17 protein-coding genes and 1 pseudogene are annotated in these 20,170 nt (G+C 73.5%); 14 read left to right on the forward strand and 4 right to left on the reverse strand.

Annotated elements, in window-relative coordinates; genetic code table 11:
* Positions 1-100: 100 nt before the first annotated feature.
* The 7 genes and pseudogenes from ABT123_RS11390 to ABT123_RS11420 all read left to right on the forward strand — a co-directional run.
* A pseudogene (locus tag ABT123_RS11390) lies at positions 101-568 on the forward strand (nitroreductase family protein); the annotation flags it as partial.
* Between the two features lie 23 nt (positions 569-591).
* Entirely contained in the window at positions 592-3,369 is a 2,778-nt protein-coding gene (locus ABT123_RS11395; RefSeq protein WP_351312133.1) for a lantibiotic dehydratase, read from the forward strand.
* Positions 3,366-4,421 (forward strand): lantibiotic dehydratase C-terminal domain-containing protein, encoded by a 1,056-nt coding sequence (locus tag ABT123_RS11400; RefSeq protein WP_351312135.1) that lies wholly within the window; start codon positions 3,366-3,368, stop codon positions 4,419-4,421. The genes ABT123_RS11395 and ABT123_RS11400 overlap by 4 nt, the downstream gene beginning before the upstream one ends.
* The gene (locus ABT123_RS11405) at positions 4,418-5,533 is read left to right on the forward strand and encodes a peptidase M50 (protein ID WP_351312137.1); all 1,116 of its coding nucleotides are present in this window, start codon (positions 4,418-4,420) and stop codon (positions 5,531-5,533) included. The genes ABT123_RS11400 and ABT123_RS11405 overlap by 4 nt, the downstream gene beginning before the upstream one ends.
* 35 nt (positions 5,534-5,568) lie before the next feature.
* The gene (locus tag ABT123_RS11410) at positions 5,569-6,543 is read left to right on the forward strand and encodes an ABC transporter ATP-binding protein (protein ID WP_351312138.1); all 975 of its coding nucleotides are present in this window, start codon (positions 5,569-5,571) and stop codon (positions 6,541-6,543) included.
* The gene (locus ABT123_RS11415) at positions 6,540-7,295 is read left to right on the forward strand and encodes an ABC transporter permease (RefSeq protein ID WP_351312140.1); all 756 of its coding nucleotides are present in this window, start codon (positions 6,540-6,542) and stop codon (positions 7,293-7,295) included. Before ABT123_RS11410 ends, ABT123_RS11415 begins: the two co-directional genes overlap by 4 nt.
* The gene (locus ABT123_RS11420; protein ID WP_351312142.1) at positions 7,292-9,208 is read left to right on the forward strand and encodes a TOMM precursor leader peptide-binding protein; all 1,917 of its coding nucleotides are present in this window, start codon (positions 7,292-7,294) and stop codon (positions 9,206-9,208) included. The genes ABT123_RS11415 and ABT123_RS11420 overlap by 4 nt, the downstream gene beginning before the upstream one ends.
* Positions 9,209-9,278: 70 nt before the next feature.
* Here ABT123_RS11420 and ABT123_RS11425 read toward each other — a convergent pair whose 3' ends face one another.
* Entirely contained in the window at positions 9,279-9,452 is a 174-nt protein-coding gene (locus tag ABT123_RS11425) for a thiazolylpeptide-type bacteriocin (protein WP_007268044.1), read from the reverse strand.
* A 153-nt stretch (positions 9,453-9,605) separates the two neighbouring features.
* On the opposite strand from ABT123_RS11425, the gene ABT123_RS11430 reads away from it, so the two are divergent.
* Positions 9,606-10,847, forward strand: coding sequence for an amidohydrolase (locus tag ABT123_RS11430; protein ID WP_502970936.1), 1,242 nt, complete (start codon positions 9,606-9,608; stop codon positions 10,845-10,847).
* Between the two features lie 80 nt (positions 10,848-10,927).
* Positions 10,928-11,764, forward strand: a complete 837-nt coding sequence (locus ABT123_RS11435) for a class II glutamine amidotransferase (protein ID WP_351312146.1) — start codon at positions 10,928-10,930, stop codon at positions 11,762-11,764.
* 21 nt (positions 11,765-11,785) lie between these two features.
* Here the strand turns inward: ABT123_RS11435 and ABT123_RS11440 are convergent, their stop codons facing one another.
* Together ABT123_RS11440 and ABT123_RS11445 are read right to left on the reverse strand one after the other, a co-directional pair.
* Positions 11,786-12,403 (reverse strand): hypothetical protein, encoded by a 618-nt coding sequence (locus tag ABT123_RS11440; RefSeq protein WP_351312147.1) that lies wholly within the window; start codon positions 12,401-12,403, stop codon positions 11,786-11,788.
* A gap of 77 nt (positions 12,404-12,480) precedes the next feature.
* The gene (locus ABT123_RS11445; RefSeq protein WP_351312149.1) at positions 12,481-14,574 is read right to left on the reverse strand and encodes an RICIN domain-containing protein; all 2,094 of its coding nucleotides are present in this window, start codon (positions 14,572-14,574) and stop codon (positions 12,481-12,483) included.
* Positions 14,575-15,375: 801 nt separating this feature from the next.
* Between ABT123_RS11445 and ABT123_RS11450 the strand changes: the two genes are divergently transcribed.
* From ABT123_RS11450 to ABT123_RS11465, 4 genes are all read left to right on the forward strand, one after another.
* On the forward strand, positions 15,376-15,588 hold the full coding sequence (locus tag ABT123_RS11450; protein ID WP_351312151.1) for a M15 family metallopeptidase: 213 nt from the start codon (positions 15,376-15,378) through the stop codon (positions 15,586-15,588).
* Positions 15,589-15,698: 110 nt separating this feature from the next.
* The gene (locus ABT123_RS11455; protein ID WP_351312153.1) at positions 15,699-16,130 is read left to right on the forward strand and encodes a hypothetical protein; all 432 of its coding nucleotides are present in this window, start codon (positions 15,699-15,701) and stop codon (positions 16,128-16,130) included.
* 92 nt (positions 16,131-16,222) lie between these two features.
* On the forward strand, positions 16,223-16,513 hold the full coding sequence (locus ABT123_RS11460; protein WP_351312155.1) for a hypothetical protein: 291 nt from the start codon (positions 16,223-16,225) through the stop codon (positions 16,511-16,513).
* A 161-nt stretch (positions 16,514-16,674) separates the two neighbouring features.
* The gene (locus ABT123_RS11465; RefSeq protein WP_351312157.1) at positions 16,675-18,216 is read left to right on the forward strand and encodes an aldehyde dehydrogenase family protein; all 1,542 of its coding nucleotides are present in this window, start codon (positions 16,675-16,677) and stop codon (positions 18,214-18,216) included.
* 38 nt (positions 18,217-18,254) lie between these two features.
* On the opposite strand, the gene ABT123_RS11470 is transcribed toward ABT123_RS11465, so the two are convergent.
* The gene (locus ABT123_RS11470; RefSeq protein WP_351312159.1) at positions 18,255-18,875 is read right to left on the reverse strand and encodes an L-threonylcarbamoyladenylate synthase; all 621 of its coding nucleotides are present in this window, start codon (positions 18,873-18,875) and stop codon (positions 18,255-18,257) included.
* A gap of 93 nt (positions 18,876-18,968) precedes the next feature.
* Between ABT123_RS11470 and ABT123_RS11475 the strand changes: the two genes are divergently transcribed.
* Entirely contained in the window at positions 18,969-19,463 is a 495-nt protein-coding gene (locus ABT123_RS11475; protein ID WP_351312161.1) for a hypothetical protein, read from the forward strand.
* Positions 19,464-20,170: the final 707 nt, after the last annotated feature.

Consider the following 20,170-nt stretch of genomic DNA (forward strand, 5'->3'; position numbering starts at 1 on the left):
CGTCTTCGGTGCGCGCGAGCAGTGCGGCGAAGTACACCGTGACTCTCCCACTGGTCATAGGCGTGATGCCGGTTGGAGGTCCCCCCGGCCGGAGGCCGAGGGCCCGGACGGGCCGCGCCTGACCAGCCTGTACGTCTTCGTCAACCACGTCGACGGCGTGGCACCCGGTACCTACGCCTACGATCCCGACGACCCGGCCGGGCCCACCCTGCGGCTGCTGGTGCCGGGCCCGCCCGGACCGTTCCTCCAGCGCAACTACTTCCTCTCCAACTACAACCTGGAGCAGGCCGCCGCCGTCCTCGTCCCGACCGTCCGCACCACCGCCGTGCTCGACGCCGTCGGCGACCGCGGCTACCGGCTGGTCAACGGCACCGTCGGCGCGGTCGCCCAGACCTTCTACACCACGGCCGCCGCACTCGGCCTCGGCGCGGGCGTGGCCCTCGGCTTCGACAACATCTCCCACATCGAGCAGCTCGGGCTCACCGGCACCGACGAGGCACCGCTGCTGATCATGCTGCTCGGCCACGAGCGACCGCGGCCCGCCGACTTCCGGCACGAGATCGCCTGAACCGCCCGAGGAGAGCCGACACCATGAGCACGAGCACCACGGACACCACAGAGACCGCACCGACCCCGCGTACGACCCGATGGCAGGCCGGCGAGCGCTTCATGCTGCGCGTGGCCGGACTTCCGGCCGACTCGGTCGAGGCGCTGCGCTGCCCCGACACCGGCCGGTGGGCCGAGGAGGTCCTCGCCGCCGAGGAGACCGTGCGCGCCGGGGCCGAAGCCATCGGCGACCTGCTGCACCGCGCGGTCGGCGCCACCGACCCGGCGCCCGACGGGCCGGGCGCCGCCCAGCGCCGCGCCCTGCTGCGGCTGCGCCGGCAGATCCACAACGACCGGCTGCCGGACCGGACCGAGGAGGCCGTCACCGCGCTCAACGCCTTCGACGCGGCGGCCGGCGAGGACCTCACGGCCTGGCTGCACCGGCGCCGCCGGCTGGCGGAGCTGCGCGCCGACGGACCGCCCCTGCTCGCCGCCGACCTCGCCCGCGGCCGGGCGGCGCTGCGCGGCCTGCTCGCCGACGACCGGCTGCGGCTCGGCCTGCTGCTGGCCTCCCCGGTCCTGGAGAGCCAGCTCGACGCCTACACCGCAGTGGCCGGCGTACCGAACGGCCGGGCCCGCAAGGCGGAGCGCTCGGTGCTCTCGTACGTCTACCGCACGGCCTGCAAGACGAGCCCGTTCAGCACCCTCACCGGCATCGCCACCGGCACCTTCACCGACCGGACCGCCACCGCCACCGGCGCAGACGCCGACGCCCCCGCCATCCGGGTCGACGACACCTGGACCAGCCACGTCCGGCTCAACGTGGTCGTCCTGGCCCGGCTGGCCGAGCTGATCCTCGCCGACCCGGTCCGCCGCCGCGACCTGCCGCTGCGCGCCGCCTCCGGCTGGGGCCGCGACGGCGACCGGATCCGGTACGTACGCCGCTCCGTCACCGCCGGCGACGACTTGGCCGCCGTCACCTTCGACGCCGCCTCCGACCGGCTGTTCTTCCTCCGCCGCAGCGGCACCCTGGAGCGGCTGCTGGACCGGTTCGCCGAACACACCGAGCTGCGCCACCAGGAGCTGGCCGACTGGCTGGCCGCCGAGCACGGGGCCGGCCCCGAGGACGGCGAGGCGTACCTGACGGCCCTGCGCCGGCTCGGCATCGTCCGCGTGCCCCTCCTCGACACCGAAGTCCACAGCACCGACCCGCTGCGCTCCTTCCGGCAGGCACTCACCGACCTGGGCACCGTCTGGGCCGACCGGCTGGCGGCCCTCCTGGAGGCGCCCGCCGAAGCGCTGGACCGCTATCCCGCCGCCGGCCACACCGAACGCCTGGACCTGCTGCGGGTCCTGCGCTCCGGCCTGCGCCGCGCCCAGGAGGAACTCGGGGCACCGGCCGACGCCCCGCTGCCGCAGACCCTGCTGTACGAGGACGTCAGCGCCGGCCGCGCCCTGCCCTGCCCGGCACCCGACTGGTCCGGGCTGCGCTCCGTCGAACGGATCCTGCCGGCCTTCGACCTGACCCTGGCCCAGCGGATCACCTTCGAGGGCTTCTTCACCGCCCGCTACGGCGCCGGCGGGCGCTGCGAAGACCTCCTCGGCCTGGTGCACGACTTCCACGAGGACTTCTTCGACCAGTACCTGTCCTTCACCGCACGGCGCCGGCCCTTCGACGAACACGGCACCTACGTGCCCGAGGAGAACTGGCTGGGCCTGCCCGGCATCCGCGCCCTGGACGACTCCCGGCGCACCTTCACCGACCGGATGCGGCAGGCCTGGGACGGCTATGCCGACCCCTCCTGCGCCACCGAACTCCAGCTCGGCGAGGCCGACATCGAGGCGGTGGCCGAGCCGCTGGCCCCGCTCGCCCCCTCCTACGCGCCGCGCTGCCACCACATCCAGCTCACCCACGACCCCGCAACCGGCGCGCCGCGCACGGTACTCAACCGGTCCTACGGCGGACTCTCCTTCCCCTTCAGCCGGTTCACCCACGTCTACGACGCCCCCGGCGCCGGGGGCGCGCTGTCCGGGGAACTGCGCGCCACCGGCGCCCGGACCGTCCCCGAGGGCGCCGTGCTCGCCGAGGTCACCGGCGGCCCGGTCACCACCAACCTGAACCTGCACGGACAGCTCACCGACTACGAGATCGTCTGCCCCGGCGAGAGCGGCACCCTGCCCGAGGACCGGCAACTGCACCTGGACGACCTCTACGCCGAACACGACCCGGCGACCGCCCGGGTCACCCTGCGCTCGCACCGGCTGGGCCGCGAGGTGATCCCCGTCTACCTCGGCTATCTGGTGCCGCTGGCGCTGCCCGCGATCCCGCGCACCCTGCTGCTGCTCTCCCCGTCCTCGATGTCCCCCCTCGACGTGTGGGCGGGCGTTCCGGAGGGCCCGGCCCGCGGAGCGGTGACCGTACGCCCCCGGGTCGTCCACCGGGACGTGGTCCTCAGCCGCCGCAGCTGGACCACCACCGCCGGCGCCCTGCCCGTCCACGGCGCCCAGGAGGCCGGCCACTTCCTGGACTGGCAGCGCTGGCGCCGCACCCACGGCCTGCCCGAGCAGGTGTTCGCCACCGTCTCCGCGACCCCCGGGGCTCCCGGAGCCAAGCCCGTGTACGTCGACTTCGCGAGCCTGCTCTCGCTCGCCGCCTTCGAGACGCTGCTCCAGGACCCCGCCCACCGCGTGGTCTTCCGCGAGCCGCTCCCCGAGCCGGACAGCCTGCACACCCGCTCCGCCCGCGGCGCCCATGTCGCCGAACTGGCAGTGGAAACCTTCACCACCACCTCCCACCGAGACCAGAAGGGCGACGCCGGATGACCCAGCCGATGGAGGCTACCCGGACCCGCGGAGCCTGGCAGGCCCTGCACATCTTCTACGCCGCCAACCCCCAGCCCCTGCTGGTGAAATGCGTGCGCCCGCTGATCGACGGCCTCACCGCCGACGGCTTGATCGAGGGGCACTTCTTCATCAACTACTGGCTGGAGGGCCCGCATGTGCGGCTGCGCCTGCGGCCGGTCACCCCGGAGGCCGAGGAGGAGGTGCGGCGCCGCGCCGAGGAGGCCGTGGCCGCCTTCCTCACCGCCCGCCCCGCCCTCTACGAGGTCGATTCGGGATTCCTCAACGAGTTCTACAACACCCTGTTCGACATAGAATTCCCCGACGGAGACCGGTCCGCATTCTCCGGCCCCGACGGCCGTATGAACCTGCGCCCCAACAATTCGTACTCCCGTGAGCCCTACGAGCCCGAATACGGGAAATATGGCGGCCCGCTCGGAATCGAGCTCGCCGAATGGCATTTCGCGCATTCCAGCGATCTGGTGATGGACGCCCTGGGCCGGATGAACCTGCACCTGCGCACCGTCCTCCTCGGCACCTCCGCCCAGCTGATGATGGTGATGGCGGCCACCTTCCTGCCCGACCGGGAGGAACTCGCCGACTACCTCGACTCGTACTACGAGTTCTGGCACAAGGCGTTCCCCGGCACCGGCTTCATCGGCTCCACCGAGTACGACCGCACGTACGCCGACACCGCACCCGGCCTGGCCCGCCGCTTCGCCGCCGTCCGCGCGGCCCTGGCCTCCGGCGAAACCGGCCGGCTCCCCGAGTTCCTCGCCGGCTGGGCCGGGCACTGCCGCGAACTGCGCGACCGCGCCCAGGCGCTGGCCCGCTCCGGAAACCTGGTCTTCCGGTCCTGGGACGGCACCCGCGACGAGCCGGTCACCGACCCCGTCGAAGCCCTGCCGCGGCTCCTCTCCCCGTACCTGCACATGACCAACAACCGGCTCCACGTCACCATCCGCGACGAGGCCTACCTCGCCCACCTGCTGGGCCGGGTGCTGCGCGAGGAGCCGGCGGAGGTCGCGCCGTGACCGGCGGCGGCCCGGCCTCCTCGCTGCTGGACCACCGGCCCGCCCTGCGCCCGGACATCCTGCTGTCGCCGCCCCTGCTCAACGGGTCCGCCACCGTCCACCTGGTCAAGGACCCGGTCACCGGGGCGGCCTTCGAGATCGGCACGAAGGAACACTTCCTGGTCTCCCGGCTCGACGGCACCCGCAGCCTCGCGGAGATCGGCGGCCAGTACGGGCAGGCCTTCGGCCGGCGGCTGGACGAGCGGAACTGGCAGCAGCTGCTGGCCCTCCTCGGCACCCGCCGGCTGCTGGCCGGCGGCCCGCCGCCGGTCGCCCCCGAGCCGAACCGGTCACCGCTCCGGGGCGGCCTGCTCCGCGGCAGCCTCCGTCTGGTCGCGGACGCCGACGCGGCCACCGCCCGGCTCCACCGGGTGCTGCGCCCACTGCTGCACCCGGCCGTCCTCGGCCTCCTGCTGGTGGTCTGCCTGGCCATGCTGGCGGTGCTCGCCGCGGAGCTGCCCCGGCTGGCCGACGGATTCGGCTGGACCGTACGCCGGCCGGTGCCGCTGCTCGCCGTCGCCACCCTGCTGTGGCTGAGCACCGCACTGCACGAGTTCGCGCACGGAGTCGCCGCCCGCCACGTCGGCGGCACCGTCGGCGAGATCGGACTGCGCTGGCGGCTGCCCGTGGCCATCATGTACTGCCGGGTCGACAACTACCGCTACCTGCCCCGCCGCCGGGACCAGCTGGCCGTCGCCGCCGCGGGCGCCTTCGCCAACCTGCTGTTCCTGCTGCCCTTCCTCGGCTGGTGGGCCGCCCTGCCCGCCGGCGACCCCACCGGCCGGGTGCTGTCCGCGCTGCTGCTGCTCGGCAGCGCGCAGGCCCTGGTCAACCTCCTCCCGCTGCCGCCGCTGGACGGGTACACCCTGCTCGGCCACGCCCTGCGGGTGACCCGGCTCGCCCCGGCCGGCTCCGTGTACCTGCGGCTGCGGATGCAGGACCGGGCCACCGCGGCGGCCTACCCGGCCCGGGCCCGCCGCATCTACCTCGCCTACGGCATCGGCTCCGCGCTGCTCGTGCTGCTGCTCGCGGCCGGACTCGTCGCCGTGCTCTGGTACGCCGCCACCCGCTGACCCCACCCGTCACCACACCGAGGGACGCACCACCCATGACCACTGACAGCACCCCGCCCGAGCACTCCGCGGCCATCGCCGTCACCGACGTACGCAAACGCTACGGCGACCGCCAGGCCGTGGACGGCATCTCCCTCGACGTCCGGCACGGGGAGTTCCTCGGCCTGCTCGGCCCGAACGGAGCCGGCAAGACCACCCTCATCGAGATCATGGAGGGGCTGCGCCAGGCCGACTCCGGCACCGTCCGGGTGCTCGGCCAGAGCCCCTGGCCGCGCAACACCACCCTGCTGCCGCGGATCGGCGTACAGACCCAGGCCTCGGCCTTCTTCGTCCGGCAGACCGCACGCGAGCACCTGGTCACCGTCGCCGGCCTGTACCGGGCCGACCGCGCCGCCGCCGACCGGACCCTGGCGGCGGTCGGACTCACCGAACAGCAGGACGTGCTGGTCGAGAACCTGTCCGGCGGCCAGCGCCAGCGCCTGGCCATCGCCTCCGCCCTGGTCCACGGCCCCGAACTGATCTTCCTGGACGAGCCGACCGCCGCCCTGGACCCGCAGGCCCGCCGGGACCTGTGGGAGGTGCTGCGCGGGCTGAAGAGCCAGGGCCGCACCATCGTGTACACCACCCACCACCTCGACGAGGCCGAGGCGCTGTGCGACCGCGTCGCCATCCTCGTCGGCGGCCGGATCGCCGCCCTGGACACCCCGCACCGGCTGGTCACCGCGGCCGGAGCACCGTCCCGGCTGCTGCTGCCCGCCGGCCGGATCGACATCGAGCGAGCCGCCGCCCTGCCCGGTGTGGACCGGGCGAGCGTCCAGGGCGGCTCGCTGGTCCTGGAGACCGCCGTCCCCGGCCGGGTCCTCCAGGCCGTCGACACCCTCACCGGGCTCGACGGCGTCCTGACCCGTACCGCCACCCTCGAAGACGTCTACCTCGAACTCACCGGCGCGGCCACCTCGCCCGCCGGCACACCGGAAACCCCCACCACCGCCACGGAGTACCAGGCATGAGCGCGTACACGGCCCTCACGGCCGCCGGCTACCGGGCACAGGTCCGGGACAAGGCCACCCTGTTCTTCACCTTCGCCTTCCCCCTCCTCTTCCTCGTCGTCTTCGGCCTGATCTTCAGCGGCCAGGACGTGGAGGAGTCCGGCCGCCCCTACATCTCGTACATCGCCCCCGGCGTGATGTCCTGGGGCGTCGCCAACGCGGCCGTCTTCGGCATCGCGTTCACCCTGATGCAGTGGCGGCGCGACGACCTGCTCCGGCTCATCCGGCTCACCCCGACCCCCCTCACCACCGTGCTGTCCTCCCGGTACGTCCTGGCCCTCGCCGTCGGCGTGGTGCAGGCGGCCGTGTTCGTCGCGGTGGCCATGCTCCCCGGCTTCGGACTCCGGCTGGACGGGCGCTGGCCGCTGGTGCTGCCCGTCCTGATCCTCGGCATCACCGCGTTCATGGCCATCGGCGTGATCGTCGGCACCTACGCCAACACCCCGGAGGCGGTCGCCGCGATCGCCAACTGCCTGATGGTGCCGATGGCGTTCCTGTCCGGATCGTTCCTTCCGCTCGACATGATGCCCGACTGGCTGCAGCAGGTCTCCCGGGTCCTGCCGCTGCGCTACCTCAACGACGCCGCGACCGGCGCGCTCACCGGCAGCGGCTCGCTGGGGACCATCGGGATCGGCTGCGCCGCCCTGCTCGGCTTCGCGCTGCTCTTCGGCGCCATCGGGCTGAAGACCTTCCGCTGGAGCAACCGGCCGTGACGACCACCCCGTTGGAGACGGCGCGGGCCCGGCTCGAGCAGGTCCTGGCGGACCGCGGCGCCGGCGTGGTCACGGTGGGCGTGCACGACGCCCTCGGGCCGCGCGCCGCCGACCCGTACGCCGCCACCCGGGCGGCGGCCACCGTCCATCTCACCGCGCAGGCCGTCCTCGTCGGCCCCTGGGGCGGCGACGGCACCGCGCCCGCCTGTGGCCGCTGCCTGGCCATGCGCTGGCAGCGGCTGCGCAGCCGCAGCGAGCGCGACGCCCTGGAGACCGGGACCGGCGCCGTGACCGCGGTGGCCGGAGACTGGCCGCGGCTGTCGCCCTACGCGCTGGACGCGACGTACGCACTGCACGCGGCGGTCTACGGCGACGGTAACGGCGACGGCGGCTCCGGCCGGGTCACCGCACCCGGCCCGGAGGCCGCCGACCGGGCCCTGCCCCAGGTGACCCGCCTGGATCTGAAGACCTTCCAGGTGCGGACCTACCCGCTGCTCGCCGACCCGCTCTGCCCGGACTGCGGGCCGCGCGGCACCGACGCCCCCGCCCCCTTCACCCCGCAGTCCCGGCCCAAACCCGCCCCCGGCGCCGCCCGGCTGCGCCCCGCCTCCTCCTACCCGATGCCGTACACGGCACTCGCCAACCCGGTCACCGGGGTCCTGGGCGGCGGCACCTGGATCAACGTCACCTCGCCGACCACCGCCCCCGTCGCGGGCAGCGTCTTCATGCGCGGCTACGCCGGCCTGACCGACGTCACCTGGAGCGGCCAGGCCAACAGCTTCACGGCCAGCCGCGACCTCGCCCACCTGGAAGGCCTGGAACGGTACGCGGGCACCCACCGCCGCACCGGCAGCACCCTTCTCACCGCCTCCTACACGGAACTCGGCGACCGCGCCCTGCACCCGGCCGCCTGCGGCCTCTACCCCCCGCAGACCTACCGGGACGACCCGCTGCTCTCCCCCTTCGACCCCGACCGCCCCATACCCTGGGTGTACGGGCACTCCCTCCGGGACGACCGGCCGGTGCTGGTGCCGGCCCGGCTGGTCCACTACAGCGCGGGACTGGCCGCCGACAACTTCGTCTTCGAATGCTCCAACGGCTGCGCCATCGGCAGCTGCACCGAGGAGGCCCTGCTCGGCGCCCTCCTCGAGCTCGTCGAACGCGACGCCTTCCTCCTCGCCTGGTACGGCGGACAGCGGCTGACCGCCATCGACCTGTCCTCCGTCCCCGGACCGGCCGTCCGCACCATGGCGGACCGGGCCGCCCTCCAGGGCTACGAGGTGCACGCCTTCGACAACCGCATCGACCTCGGCATCCCGGTGGTGACGGCCCTCGCGGTACGCCGCGACGGCGGCCCGGGACTGTACTCCTTCGGGGCGGGCGCGGCGCTCGACCCCGCGGCTGCCGTCGAGGCCGCCCTCTCGGAGGTCCTCACCTACATCCCGCACCTGCCCGGCCAGGTCGCCGAACGCCGCGGTGAACTGGAGGAGATGGCAGCCGACTTCGGCAAGGTCCGCCACCTGAAGGACCACGCGCAGCTCTACGGGCTGCCCGCGATGGCCGAGCACGCCCGCAGCTACCTGGAGCCCACCGGGGTGCGCCCGCTCGACGAGCTGTACGGCGACCGGCCGGCCACCACCGACCTCCGCGAGGACCTGCTGTACGTGGTGGGGGAGCTGACCGGAGCCGGCCACGATGTGATCGTCGTGGACCAGACCACCCCGGAACAGCGCAGGATCGGACTGCGCACCGTGTGTGCACTGGTCCCGGGGCTGCTGCCCATCGACTTCGGCTGGTCCCGGCAGCGGGCCCCCTTCATGCCGAGACTGCGGACGGCCGCCCGGCGCGGCGGGCTGCGCACCCACGACCTCACGGACGACGAGATCCGGATGGTGCCGCACCCGTTCCCGTAAAACGTCCCGTAACGGCAGCTGCCCCCGGCCCCTGTGACAGGGACCGGGGGCAGCCGCGTACCTGAGGCCGTCAGGCCGAGCAGGAGGTGGTGCTGGTGGTGGAGGAACAGGTCGAGGTCGAGCTGCAGCTGGTGGAACCGGCCAGCACGACCTCGCTGGCGTCCGAGTAGTCGGAGATCTCGAAGGTCTCGGACTCCAGCTCGAGGATCTCGTCGGCGAGCGAGGCCAGCGGGGACTTCTCCATGATGACTCCCTGTGCAGAGGCGGAAGCGGCGTGCGGGCACCGGCCGGTGCCCTGCTCCCCATCAGATCCCGGGCCGCCGTCACCTCCCCCCGCGAGTCGCTGACAGTAAGTGTCAGTGACCTGTCAGGGCCGCCGCGGCGGGCCGCCCCGATCATGGAGCGCATGACCTCCGCCGCCTCCGCCCCCCTCAAAGCGCTGCTGCGGCCCCTGACCACGCTCTACCTGGACCTGCACCGGCACCCCGAGCTGTCCGGCGCCGAGGAACGGACCGCGGGGCGCTTCGCCGGCTGGCTGTCCGAGGCCGGGTACGAGGTCACCCGCGGGATCGGCGGACACGGCGTGGCCGGAGCCCTGCGCAACGGGGCGGGCCCCACCGTCCTGCTGCGGGCCGAACTCGACGCGCTGCCGCTGCGCGAAACCACCGGCCTGCCGTACGCGAGCGAGGGCGAGGCCGCCCACGCCTGCGGCCACGACCTGCACTTGGCCGCCGCGGCCGGCGCCGCCTCGCTGCTCGCCGGAGACCGTACGGCCTGGCAGGGCACCCTGCTGGTGGTCGGCCAGCCGGCCGAGGAGACCCTCACCGGAGCCCGTGCCCTGCTCGCCGACGGACTCTACGAGCGGTTCGGCCGCCCGGACACCGCCCTGGCCCAGCACGCGGCACCGCTCCCGGCCGGGATGGTGGCACACGGCTACGGGCCGATGACCGCGGGCAGCGTCACCTTCCGGGTGGTCGTCCACGGCCGCGGCGGCCACGCGGGCGCCCCGCACCTGGCCGTGGACCCCGTGGTGACGGCCGCCCATGTGGTCACCCGGCTCCAGACGGTGGTGGCCCGGGAGGCGGCGCCCACCGAACCCGTCGCGGTCACCGTCGGCTCCTTCCGGGCCGGCGACCGGGCGAATGTGATCCCCGGCCGGGCGGAACTCGACATCACCGTCCGCGCGGTGGGCGAGCGCGCGCTGGCCGCCGCCGCGGCTGCGGTGGAACGCATCATCCGCGCCGAATGCGCAGCTGCGGCCTGCCCCCGCGACCCGGAGATCGACCGGGTCTCCGACTCCCCGGTCACCCACCCGGACCCGGCGGCCACGGCCGAGGTGCGGGCCGCCCATGTGGCCGAGTTCGGCGCCGAACGGGTGGCGATGTGGCCGCCCACCCTGGCCGCCGAGGACTTCGCCCACTTCGGCGGCGACGGCATCCGGCTGGCCTACTGGATGCTGGGCACCATCGGCCCCGCGGCCTGGGCCGCCGCCCCGGGCGCCACGGCCGCCGAGAAGCTCGCCGCCCTGCCCGCGAACCACGCCCCCGACTTCGCCCCGGACCCCAGGACCGCCCTCCCGGCAGGGGTGCGCGCCCTGGTCTCGGCCGCCCGGAGCGCCCTGGCCGGCTCCCCGGCGTAGCCCGCCCGGGGTGCGCCACCCGGCAGTCCGACCTGCCCGGCGCTACTCTCGAACAGGGGCGGGGAAAGGGATGGCCGGTCATGTGCCGTTGGCTCGCCTACTCGGGATCGCCGATCCTGCTCGACACGGTCCTGTACCGCCCGGAACACTCCCTGATCAACCAGAGTCTCCATGCCAGGCTGGGTGTCGAGACCACCAACGGGGACGGTTTCGGCCTCGGCTGGTACAGCGCCGACGGGGACGGCACCCCGGCGGTCTTCCGGGACATCGGCCCCGCGTGGAACAACCGGAACCTGCTGGAGCTCTCCGCCCACGTCCGGTCCCGCCTGTTCTTCGCCCACGTCCGGGCCTCGACCGGTACCGCCATCCAGCAGACCAACTGCCATCCCTTCCGGCACGGACGCTGGATGTGGATGCACAACGGCTCCATCACCGACTTCCACCGGCTCCGCCGGGACCTGTGCATGGCGGTCGACCCCGCCCTCTTTCCCGCGATCGAGGGGTCCACGGACTCCGAGGTGATGTTCTACCTGGCCGTCACCTATGGACTGGACCAGGACGTGCCCGGCTCGGTGGCCCGGATGGCCGGCCTGGTGGAGCGGCTGGGCAAGGAGCACGGCGTGCCGAACCCGCTCCAGATGACGGTGGCGGTGGCCGACGGCGAGCGGGTCTGGGCCTTCCGCTACTCCAGCGAACGCAAGTCCCGGTCGCTGTTCTACAGCAGCCGGGCCGAAACGGTCCGGCAGCTGCATCCGGAGGTGGACTTCCTGCGCGGGGTCTCGGAGGCCACCCGGCTGATCGTCTCCGAGCCCCTGGGCTACCTGCCCGGCGTGTGGAACGAGCTTCCCGAGGGCAGCTACGCCGCCATCCCCTCCGGGGCCGAGGACTTCCTGCCGTTCGTCCCGGAGTACGTGTAGCCGGCCCGCCCCCCCGGCCCGTCAGCCCAGCCGCCGGCGCCGCTCCCGGGAACGGCGTACCCACAGCCCGATGCCGGCCCCGCCGAGGGCTGCCGCACCGACCCCGGCCACCGCGATCCACCGCGAGCCGCCGCCGTCCGACTCCGGATTCCGTGCCGCTTCCTGTTTCGGTTCCTGTTTCGGTTCCGAAGGCGGGGGAGCGGCGGGCGGGGTGGCGGCAGCGGGGGACGCGGGCGCGGCGGCCGGGGCCGGTGGCGGGCTCGGCGCCGTGACCGTGAGCTCGCGCTCGGCCCGCCCCAGCCCGGGGAATCCCGCCTCGACGGTGACCTTCCACTGCCCGGCCGGCAGTACCTCGGCCGTGGACCAGGCGGTGCCGTCGGCCCCTCCCGTACCGCCGTCGCGGACGAGCTTCCACGGGCCCGCCGTGCGGGTGCCGTCGCCACTCACCGCGTTGACCGTGGCCGCGACCGGTCCCTCCACCGCGTCCCCGTCGTTCTCCCAGGTCACCTGGGTGGTGACATGCCCCTCCCGGTGCCCGGTGACAACCACCTTCAGGGTGTCGCCGTGGGCGGCGGCGGGGGCGGGAACGCCGAGGACCAGGGCGCCGGCCAGGACCGGCAGCAGGATTGTTCTGCGCATGCACATCCTCCGATGTGACGGTCGGGCCGGGCGGGCCGCCCCGTGACGACCCGCCCGACCCGCGTGTGGATGCCGGATCAGCCGGCCTTGCGGACCGTCCAGACCTGGGACGGACGGCCGTCCACCCGCTGGAGGTCCAGCAGCTTGGCGCCGTAGTACGGACGCCCGCTGACGGTCAGCGCGTACGCTCCGCTGCGGTCGGTGACCGTGACCGAGGCACCCTTCACGGCCAGCTTCCACAGCTGGGCGCCGGAACCGGCCGCACAGGGCTGCTGGGCCACCCACATGCCGGCGGCAGGGGCGCCGCCGGGCTGCAGGCACTTGCCGGAGGCGGCGGACCGGATGCGGACCAGCCCGTTGCCGGCGTCGTCGAAGTACCACTGCTGCTGTGCGTAGCCGTTGCCCTGCGAGCCGACCAGTACCGTGCCGTCGGCCGAACGGCCGCCCCACAGCTCGGCGTTCATCCCGGTGCTGCCGTTGGCCAGCAGGTAGCGGGTGTTCGGTGCGGTGGTGCTGCCGCCCTGGCCGGAGGTACGGAAGGAGGCGGTCTTGCCGGGCCCGCTGTCCTTGCCCTGGGCGTCACGTACCGAGACCGCGACGGTGTACGAGGTGTCGGGCCGCAGGTTGTAGATCCGCAGCGCGTTGCCCTGTACCCAGGTGAGGTGCTTCCCGTTGAACATCACCTGGTACCAGGCGGCACCCGTGACCTTGGGCCAGCTCACCACGGCCGAGTCCGGCTGGATCTGTCCCACGGTCACGTTCGGGCCGCTGCCGGGCCGGGGCGCGGTGGGCGAGGGCGTGGGCGTGGGCTTCGCCGTCGGCTTGGGGTTCGGGCCCGGTCCCGGGTCCGTACCGCCGCCGCCCTTGTTCCGCATCAGGAACTGGTTGTCGGCGATGTTCCAGTGGGTGGCCAGGTAGCTGCCCGGTTTTGGACTGGTGTGGAAGTAGTCGTCGTGATTGCAGTCGAGGATGTTCTCGGCCGCACGGTTGGTGCAGACGTTGCGCATCTTCGGGTAGTGCGGGGAGTCCGAGTAGCACATGACGTCCCACTCGTCCGTGCAGTGCGCGCCCCGGCTGGTGTTGGGCGCGCTGTTGTTGACCGCGCCCAGGTTGTGGCCCAGTTCGTGCGCGGCGGTGTGGCCGCCCCAGCAGCCGGTGTCGGTGCGCCCGTAGGAGGGGCCGAAGTTGCTGAGGTTCGACTGGCCGGGCCGCTCGTCCCCGTTGAAGGTGCCGATACCGCAGTAGACCTGGGTGTCGGCGAAGATCATGTACTTGCGGTCGCGCCGGTCGAGGCCCTTGCCGGCCAGCGCCCGGTTGGTGGCGCTGAACTCGGACAGCGCCGAGTCCGGGAGCTCGATGTTGAGCACGGTGGGCGTGCAATCCGCCGCCGTCACGTACCGGATGTGGCGGGTGCCGCCGGTTTCCTGGGCGCTCGCCGAGTAGATGAGGTCCGCGTCGGCGGCCCACTTCCGGAAGGAGGCGACGTACTGGGAGAACCGGTCGCGGCCGGGCCCGTGGACGTACACCACCTGGACGCGGTTGCCGGTGCTGCCGTCGCCTTCGCACTGGACGGCCTGGCCGGCCGGGGCGGCCTGCGGGGCGGCCGGTGCGGTGCCGGAGGCGCCGGCGGCGGGCCGGGGCGGGGCGGCGGGGCTCGCGGCGGCGGCCTGGGCGTCGACGGCGGGCGTGTCCTGAGAACGCTCGCCGTCCTGCCCGGGGGCCGGGTCCTGGGCCGCGGGCTTGGCCGGGTCGGCCGCCGCTGCCGTGGACTTGACCGCGGGCGGGGTGTCCTTCTTGATGTCGACGCCCTTGGGCGGCGCGTCGGGGCCGTGGGTGCAAAGGCCGGTGTCGGTGCTGTAGACGCCGACGCAGCGGTCTCCCTTGGGCGCGACCTTGAGCCCGTCGTAGACCATGCCCTTGGCCGGCTCGTTGGCCGGCTTCTTCTCGATCGGCTTCGGCTCTTCGTCCCGGGCCGGTGCGGCGGCCGGTACGGCTATCTCGGCCGAGTGGGCTCCCAGCTGTGCGAGTGACGCCTCGTCGGAGTCCGACCGGCCGGCCTCGTAGGCGAAGCCTCCGGCGACCACCGCCGCCACGGCCATGGCGGCGGTGATGCCTATGAACCGGCCGCGCGGGCGTCGTTGACGCTCATTCAGTCTTCGATGTTTGGACATGCGCACCTCAATTCCTTGGTCGGGAGAGTGGGTGCGCGGAAGCCTGCCAGACCAGCCCGCCGGAGAATTCGGACAAAGCGGAGCCCGCCCCGAGAATCCTTTCCGTTACCTGACGGCCTGATCTGATGACATCTCAACTTGCTTGAAAACTAGGGGAGTTACGCGCGTTGCGCGTCTTGGTCCAGGCCTTCTCGGAAGATGTCGTTATGCAATCGAAATAATCGGGTGGGGGTTATTGACGGGAATTCAGTAGAAGATTCACCCTTTGATTACCTCGTGAATTCCCCCCGTCACCAGTGGTGAGCGCAACGAGGCGGTCGTACCGTGATCCGGTGCGCACCTCTTCCGCCGCCCCGTCCGTGACCCTCTCCCTCCTCCTGTGCGCGACCGCGACCCTGTCCTGTACCGCACAGCCCCCGAAGGCCCGGTTCCAGGCCCCGGCCCTGCCGGCCCTGTCCGCACACGTCACCGCCGTACCGCAGGACAAGCTGGGCGACAGCCACCGCCGGGGCTGCCCGGTGCCGCCCGACCGGCTGCGGCTCGTCCGGATGAACCACTGGGGTTTCGACGGCCGGGTTCACCGCGGCGAGCTGATCGTCCACCGGAATGCCGTCCGGCCCCTGATCCACGCCTTCGGCACGATCTTCGAGGCGAGGTTCCCGATCCGCCGGATGCGGGTGATGGCGGAGTACGGCGGCGACGACGGGAGGGCGATGGCCGAGGACAACACCTCGGGCTTCAACTGCCGCCCGGTCACCGGGGACCCGCGGCAGCTCTCCCAGCACGCCCTGGGGCGACGCGGTGGACATCAACCCCGTCGAGAACCCCTATGTGGACCGCCAGGGGGTGGTCCATCCCGCCGCGGGCCGCCCGTACCTCCGCCGCACCCCCGCCGGCCCCGGCACCATCGTCGCGGGAGACGCCGTCACCCTGGCCTTCCGCGAGATCGGCTGGCACTGGGGCGGACGCTGGCCCAACCCCGATTACCAGCATTTCTCCGCCAACGGCGACTAGGCGTACGGGGGCGTGCAGGGGCGGGTCCGTTCGGGTGGTACGCGGATGCGGAGCCCCGGACCCCGTGCCAGGTTGAACGGGACACACCCCCTCACCAGAAGGTGGAATCCGTGAAGCGCTTCCCGGCCACCGCCGCTGCAATCGCGGCCGCCGCTCTCTCCCTGTCCGCCTGTTCCTCCGACGACTCCAGCCCCCAGGAGGAGGCCACCCAGGCGGCGCAGCAGCTGTGCACCGATCTGAACACGCTCAAGGCGGACAACGCCAAGCTCGCCGCCCTCAACCCGGCGTCCGCGACCAAGGACCAGCTGAAGGACGCCTTCGACGCGGTTCAGACGGACTGGGAGAACGTCAAGAAGTCCGCCTCCTCGCTCCGGCAGGCGGAGCGGGAGGCGCTGGAGGACGCGGCCGGTGATCTGAAGTCCAGCTACCAGGACCTGCCCGGCGACACCACCGGCCAGCAGGCCCTCACCCAGCTCCAGCCGCAGATCCAGAAGCTGGACCAGAGCGCGACGGCGGCCTCCACCCAGCTCAAGTGCCCCTGATCCGAGGCCCCGCACGCGGTGACCCGTGCCGGTCGGGTGGTGGGGCGCCACGCCCGACCGGCGGTGTCGTTGAGATCTTTATGACTGATCTGATGGTGAAGATTCCGGCCGACTGGCTCGCCCGACTCTTCCTCTCCCTGCGCCGCGCCAGGTCGGCGGACGCCCATGCCCTGGCGGCCGAACTCCGGCCGTTCACCGAGCGGCCGGGCCAGCGCGTGCCCGTCCCGAGAGCGACCGTCCTGCGGACGGAGCGGGCGCTGCGCGGCGAGATGGAGATCACCGCGGAACAGGCCCGCCACGACGAACTCGCCGAAGCCGCCGAATACCTCGTCAGAACCGTCACCGCCGCACCGCGTCCGCGAGCCGCCGAGCCCCGCGGGTAGCGGATGGCGCGCGCCGCCCGGGCGGCGCAGCGCCGCACCTCCATGGCACCAGCAAGGCTGTACGGAGGGCCCGTACGGTCGCAGCACTCGCCGACGGACCTCCGTACTCCGTACCCGAGCCACCTCCCTGCCCCGCCCACCCCCTGAGCGGAGAACCACAGATGGCACCCACCCTCGCCCTCAAGCCCGGCACCGCCTGGACCGACGCCTGGCAGCGGGCCCTGGCCGCCGCCCCCGAGGCCTTCCGCGACGACCGCGTGCTGAACCTCTGGGCCGGCACCTGGCAGCCCGACGGCCTCAGCCTGCCCGCGACCAGCCCGGTCGACGGCAGCTCCATCGCCGGCCCGCCGCGCCTGGATTCCGCCGCCGCCGAACAGGCCGTACGGGCGAGCCTCGACCAGCACCGGGCCTGGCGGCACATCCCGCTGCCCGAACGCCGGGCCCGGGTCGGTGCCGCCCTCGACGCCCTCACCGAGCACCGCGAGCTCCTCTCCCTGCTGCTCGTCTGGGAGATCGGCAAGCCCTGGCGGCTCGCCCAGGCCGACGTCGACCGGGCCGTGGACGGAGTCCGCTGGTACTTGGACCACATCGACGCCATGACCGAGGGCCGCAGCCCGCTCGACGGCCCGGTCTCCAACATCGCCAGCTGGAACTACCCCATGTCCGTGCTGGTCCACGCGATGCTCGTGCAGGCCCTCGCCGGCAACGCGGTCATCGCCAAGACCCCCACCGACGGCGGGCTCGCCTGTCTGACGCTCGCCTGCGCGCTGATCCGGCGCGAGGGCATCCCGGTCACTCTGGTCAGCGGCAGCGGCTCCGAACTGTCCGCGGCACTCGTGCGGTCGCCCGAGATCGGCTGCGTCTCCTTCGTCGGGGGCCGCGACACCGGGGCCCGGATCGCCACCGCCGTCACCGACCTCGGCAAGCGCCACATCCTGGAGCAGGAGGGCCTCAACACCTGGGGCGTGTGGAACCACACCGACTGGTCCGCCCTGGCCGCGGCCATCCCCAAGCTGTTCGACTACGGCAAGCAGCGCTGCACGGCCTACCCCCGCTTCGTCGTCCAGCGCAGCGCCTTCGACGCCTTCCTCGCCGCGTACCTGCCCGCCGTCGCCGGGATCCGCACCGGGCACCCGCTTGCCGTGGCCGACCCGGCCGACCCGCTTCCCGAGCTGGACTTCGGCCCGCTCATCAACGCCGCCAAGGCCAAGGAACTCACCGAGCACGCCGCCGAGGCGGTCGAACGGGGCGCCGTACCGCTCTTCCGCGGCGCCCTCGATCCGGACCGCTTCCTGCCCGGCCAGGACACCTCCGCCTACCTGGCCCCGCTCACCCTCCTCAACCCGCCGACCTCCTCGCCGCTCTACCACGCGGAGCCCTTCGGCCCGGTCGACACGGTGGTCCTGGTCGACACCGAAGCGGAGCTGCTGGCGGCGATGAACGCCTCGGGCGGCGCGCTGGTCGCGACGCTGTCCACCGACACCCCGGAGACCTTCACCCGCCTCGCCCCGCAGATCCGGGCCTTCAAGATCGGCCATGGCGCGCCTCGCTCGCGCGGGGACCGGGAGGAGCTCTTCGGCGGCTTCGGAGCCTCCTGGCGGGGCGCCTTTGTTGGCGGCGAACTCCTCGTCCACGCCGTCACCGAAGGGCCGGCGGGCGAACGGCTGCCGGGCAATTTCCCGGAGTACCAGCTGATGCCGTGAGGAGGCTGGGGGCGGGCGGGGCGGTCAGGGCGGGCGGCTCACTCGAAGCGGGCCGTGTCCCCCGCCCCGCGCCGGACGATCACGGCCTCGCCCTCGGAGAAGTCGATGACGGTGGTCGGCCGGGTGCCGCAGTCACCCGAGTCGACCACCGCGTCCACCACGTGGTCGAGCCGCTCCTTGATCTCCCAGCCCTGGGTCAGCGGCTCGTCCTCGTCGGGCAGCAGCAGGGTGCTGGAGAGCAGCGGCTCGCCGAGCTCGGCGAGCAGGGTCTGGGTGACCACGTGGTCGGGAATCCGGACCCCGACCGTCTTCTTCTTCGGGTGCAGCAGCTGGCGGGGCACCTCGCCGGTCGCCCGGAGGATGAAGGTGTAAGGGCCCGGGGTCGCGGCCTTGATGGCGCGGAACACGTCGTTGTCGACGTGCACGAACCGGCCCAGCTGCGCGAAGTTCTCGCAGACCAGGGTGAAGTGGTGCCGGTCGTCGAGGTTCCGGATCGCCCGGATCCGGTTGATCCCGTCGCGGTTGCCCAGCTGGCAGCCGAGCGCGAAACAGGAATCCGTCGGATACGCGATGAGCGCGCCGGATCGGATGCTGTCCGCCACATTGCCGATGGTGCGCCGCTGGGGGTTCTCGGGGTGCACGTCAAAGTACTTCGCCATTCGGCCGAGGGTACGCCTGCCGGGCGCCGTCCGGCGCTTCGGGACGATTGGGGTCCGCTGGGGTCCGGCGGGGTGATCGGAGATGATCAGCGGGTGACATTTCTTGACGACCGGCTGATCGGCAGGTGGGATAGCGCGCCCTTCGATGTGGGCGCGATGGAGACGAGCGAACTCGTCTTCCTGGCCGACGGGCGGGGCTGGAGCCGGTTCGAGAGCATCAGCACGGAGCTGGCCGTCGACCGGTTCCGCTGGCACTGCCCCGGCCCCGGCCGCCTTGCCCTGCGCCATACCTGGCAGGTGGCGGGGCAATGGGGTCCGGGCGACGCGGGCTTCGCGGTGGTCGACCACAACGCCCCTTACGCGGAGCCGACCGTCACGCACGCCGCCTACCGCATCGGCGCGGAGCGCCTGCCGTACTCCGAGACGGAGGCCACCGCGCTGCACCTGGACGAGCCGATCGCCTTCGCCTCGTGCTTCGCCCGGGGCCGCCGCTCGGTCACCCCGTCGGACGACCCCTCCGCCCCGCTGGCCCCGTACCTCCCGACCCCCCGCCCGGGCCCGCCGCGCCGGACCGCGCCCGGGGCGTGATCCTGGAGGCATGGGCGCTGACCGCGACACCGGCGACCGGCCCACCGACCCGGCAAAGGACGCGACCCCCGGCCCGGCCACCGACGCGAACACCGACCACCGGCAGGCCCCGGCCCCGGACACGGCCAAAGGCACTGGCCCCGGCCCGACCGGGCGCCCGGCGATCCGGGCGGGCGATGGCCCGGGCAGGGGCCGACCCACGGGCGCGGGCCAGGTCGCGGGACCCGGCGCGGTCGGCGGGCCGAGCGGGGGTCCGGCCGCGGGCGGGGGCGGAAGCACGGGCGCCGGTCAGGACGAGGGCGCGGCTGTAGCTGCCGGCCCCGGCGCAGCCGGCGGCCTGACCAGGGGCGCGGCCTGCGGCACGGGCGAAGGCCCGGCCATCGGCTCTGCCGGAGCCGGCCCCGGCCCCGGCCCCGGTCCGGCCTCGGGCCCGGCCACCGGTCCAGGCACCGGCGCAGCCGGAGGACGCACGGTCAGCGGCTCGGCCGCCGATGCGGCCAGCGGTCCGGACACCGGCGCGGGCACCGAGCAGGGGCAGGGCCCGGCCGCGGGCGGGACCGGGGCCGGAGGGGGTTCCGGCGCCGGTCCGGCTTTGGGCCCGGCCACCGGTCCAGGCGCCGGCGCAGCCGGAGGGAGCTTGGCCGACGGCGTGGGCGGGCGGCGGTGGTGGGGGATGGGGGAGGCGTATGTCGCTGCGGCGCGGCGGT

The organism is Streptomyces sp. NPDC002054 (genome assembly GCF_040296685.1).
Classification (GTDB): domain Bacteria; phylum Actinomycetota; class Actinomycetes; order Streptomycetales; family Streptomycetaceae; genus Streptomyces.

Excerpts from the sequence above, each read along its gene's own strand:
- ABT123_RS11395 (WP_351312133.1), top strand. The coding sequence starts at position 592 with ATGAGCACGAGCACCACGGACACCACAGAGACCGCACCGACCCCGCGT.
- ABT123_RS11400 (WP_351312135.1), top strand. The coding sequence starts at position 3,366 with ATGACCCAGCCGATGGAGGCTACCCGGACCCGCGGAGCCTGGCAGGCC.
- ABT123_RS11410 (WP_351312138.1), top strand. The coding sequence starts at position 5,569 with ATGACCACTGACAGCACCCCGCCCGAGCACTCCGCGGCCATCGCCGTC.
- ABT123_RS11415 (WP_351312140.1), top strand. The coding sequence starts at position 6,540 with ATGAGCGCGTACACGGCCCTCACGGCCGCCGGCTACCGGGCACAGGTC.
- ABT123_RS11425 (WP_007268044.1), bottom strand. The coding sequence starts at position 9,452 with ATGGAGAAGTCCCCGCTGGCCTCGCTCGCCGACGAGATCCTCGAGCTG.
- ABT123_RS11430 (WP_502970936.1), top strand. The coding sequence starts at position 9,606 with ATGGAGCGCATGACCTCCGCCGCCTCCGCCCCCCTCAAAGCGCTGCTG.
- ABT123_RS11435 (WP_351312146.1), top strand. The coding sequence starts at position 10,928 with ATGTGCCGTTGGCTCGCCTACTCGGGATCGCCGATCCTGCTCGACACG.
- ABT123_RS11440 (WP_351312147.1), bottom strand. The coding sequence starts at position 12,403 with ATGCGCAGAACAATCCTGCTGCCGGTCCTGGCCGGCGCCCTGGTCCTC.
- ABT123_RS11445 (WP_351312149.1), bottom strand. The coding sequence starts at position 14,574 with ATGTCCAAACATCGAAGACTGAATGAGCGTCAACGACGCCCGCGCGGC.
- ABT123_RS11460 (WP_351312155.1), top strand. The coding sequence starts at position 16,223 with ATGGTGAAGATTCCGGCCGACTGGCTCGCCCGACTCTTCCTCTCCCTG.
- ABT123_RS11465 (WP_351312157.1), top strand. The coding sequence starts at position 16,675 with ATGGCACCCACCCTCGCCCTCAAGCCCGGCACCGCCTGGACCGACGCC.
- ABT123_RS11470 (WP_351312159.1), bottom strand. The coding sequence starts at position 18,875 with ATGGCGAAGTACTTTGACGTGCACCCCGAGAACCCCCAGCGGCGCACC.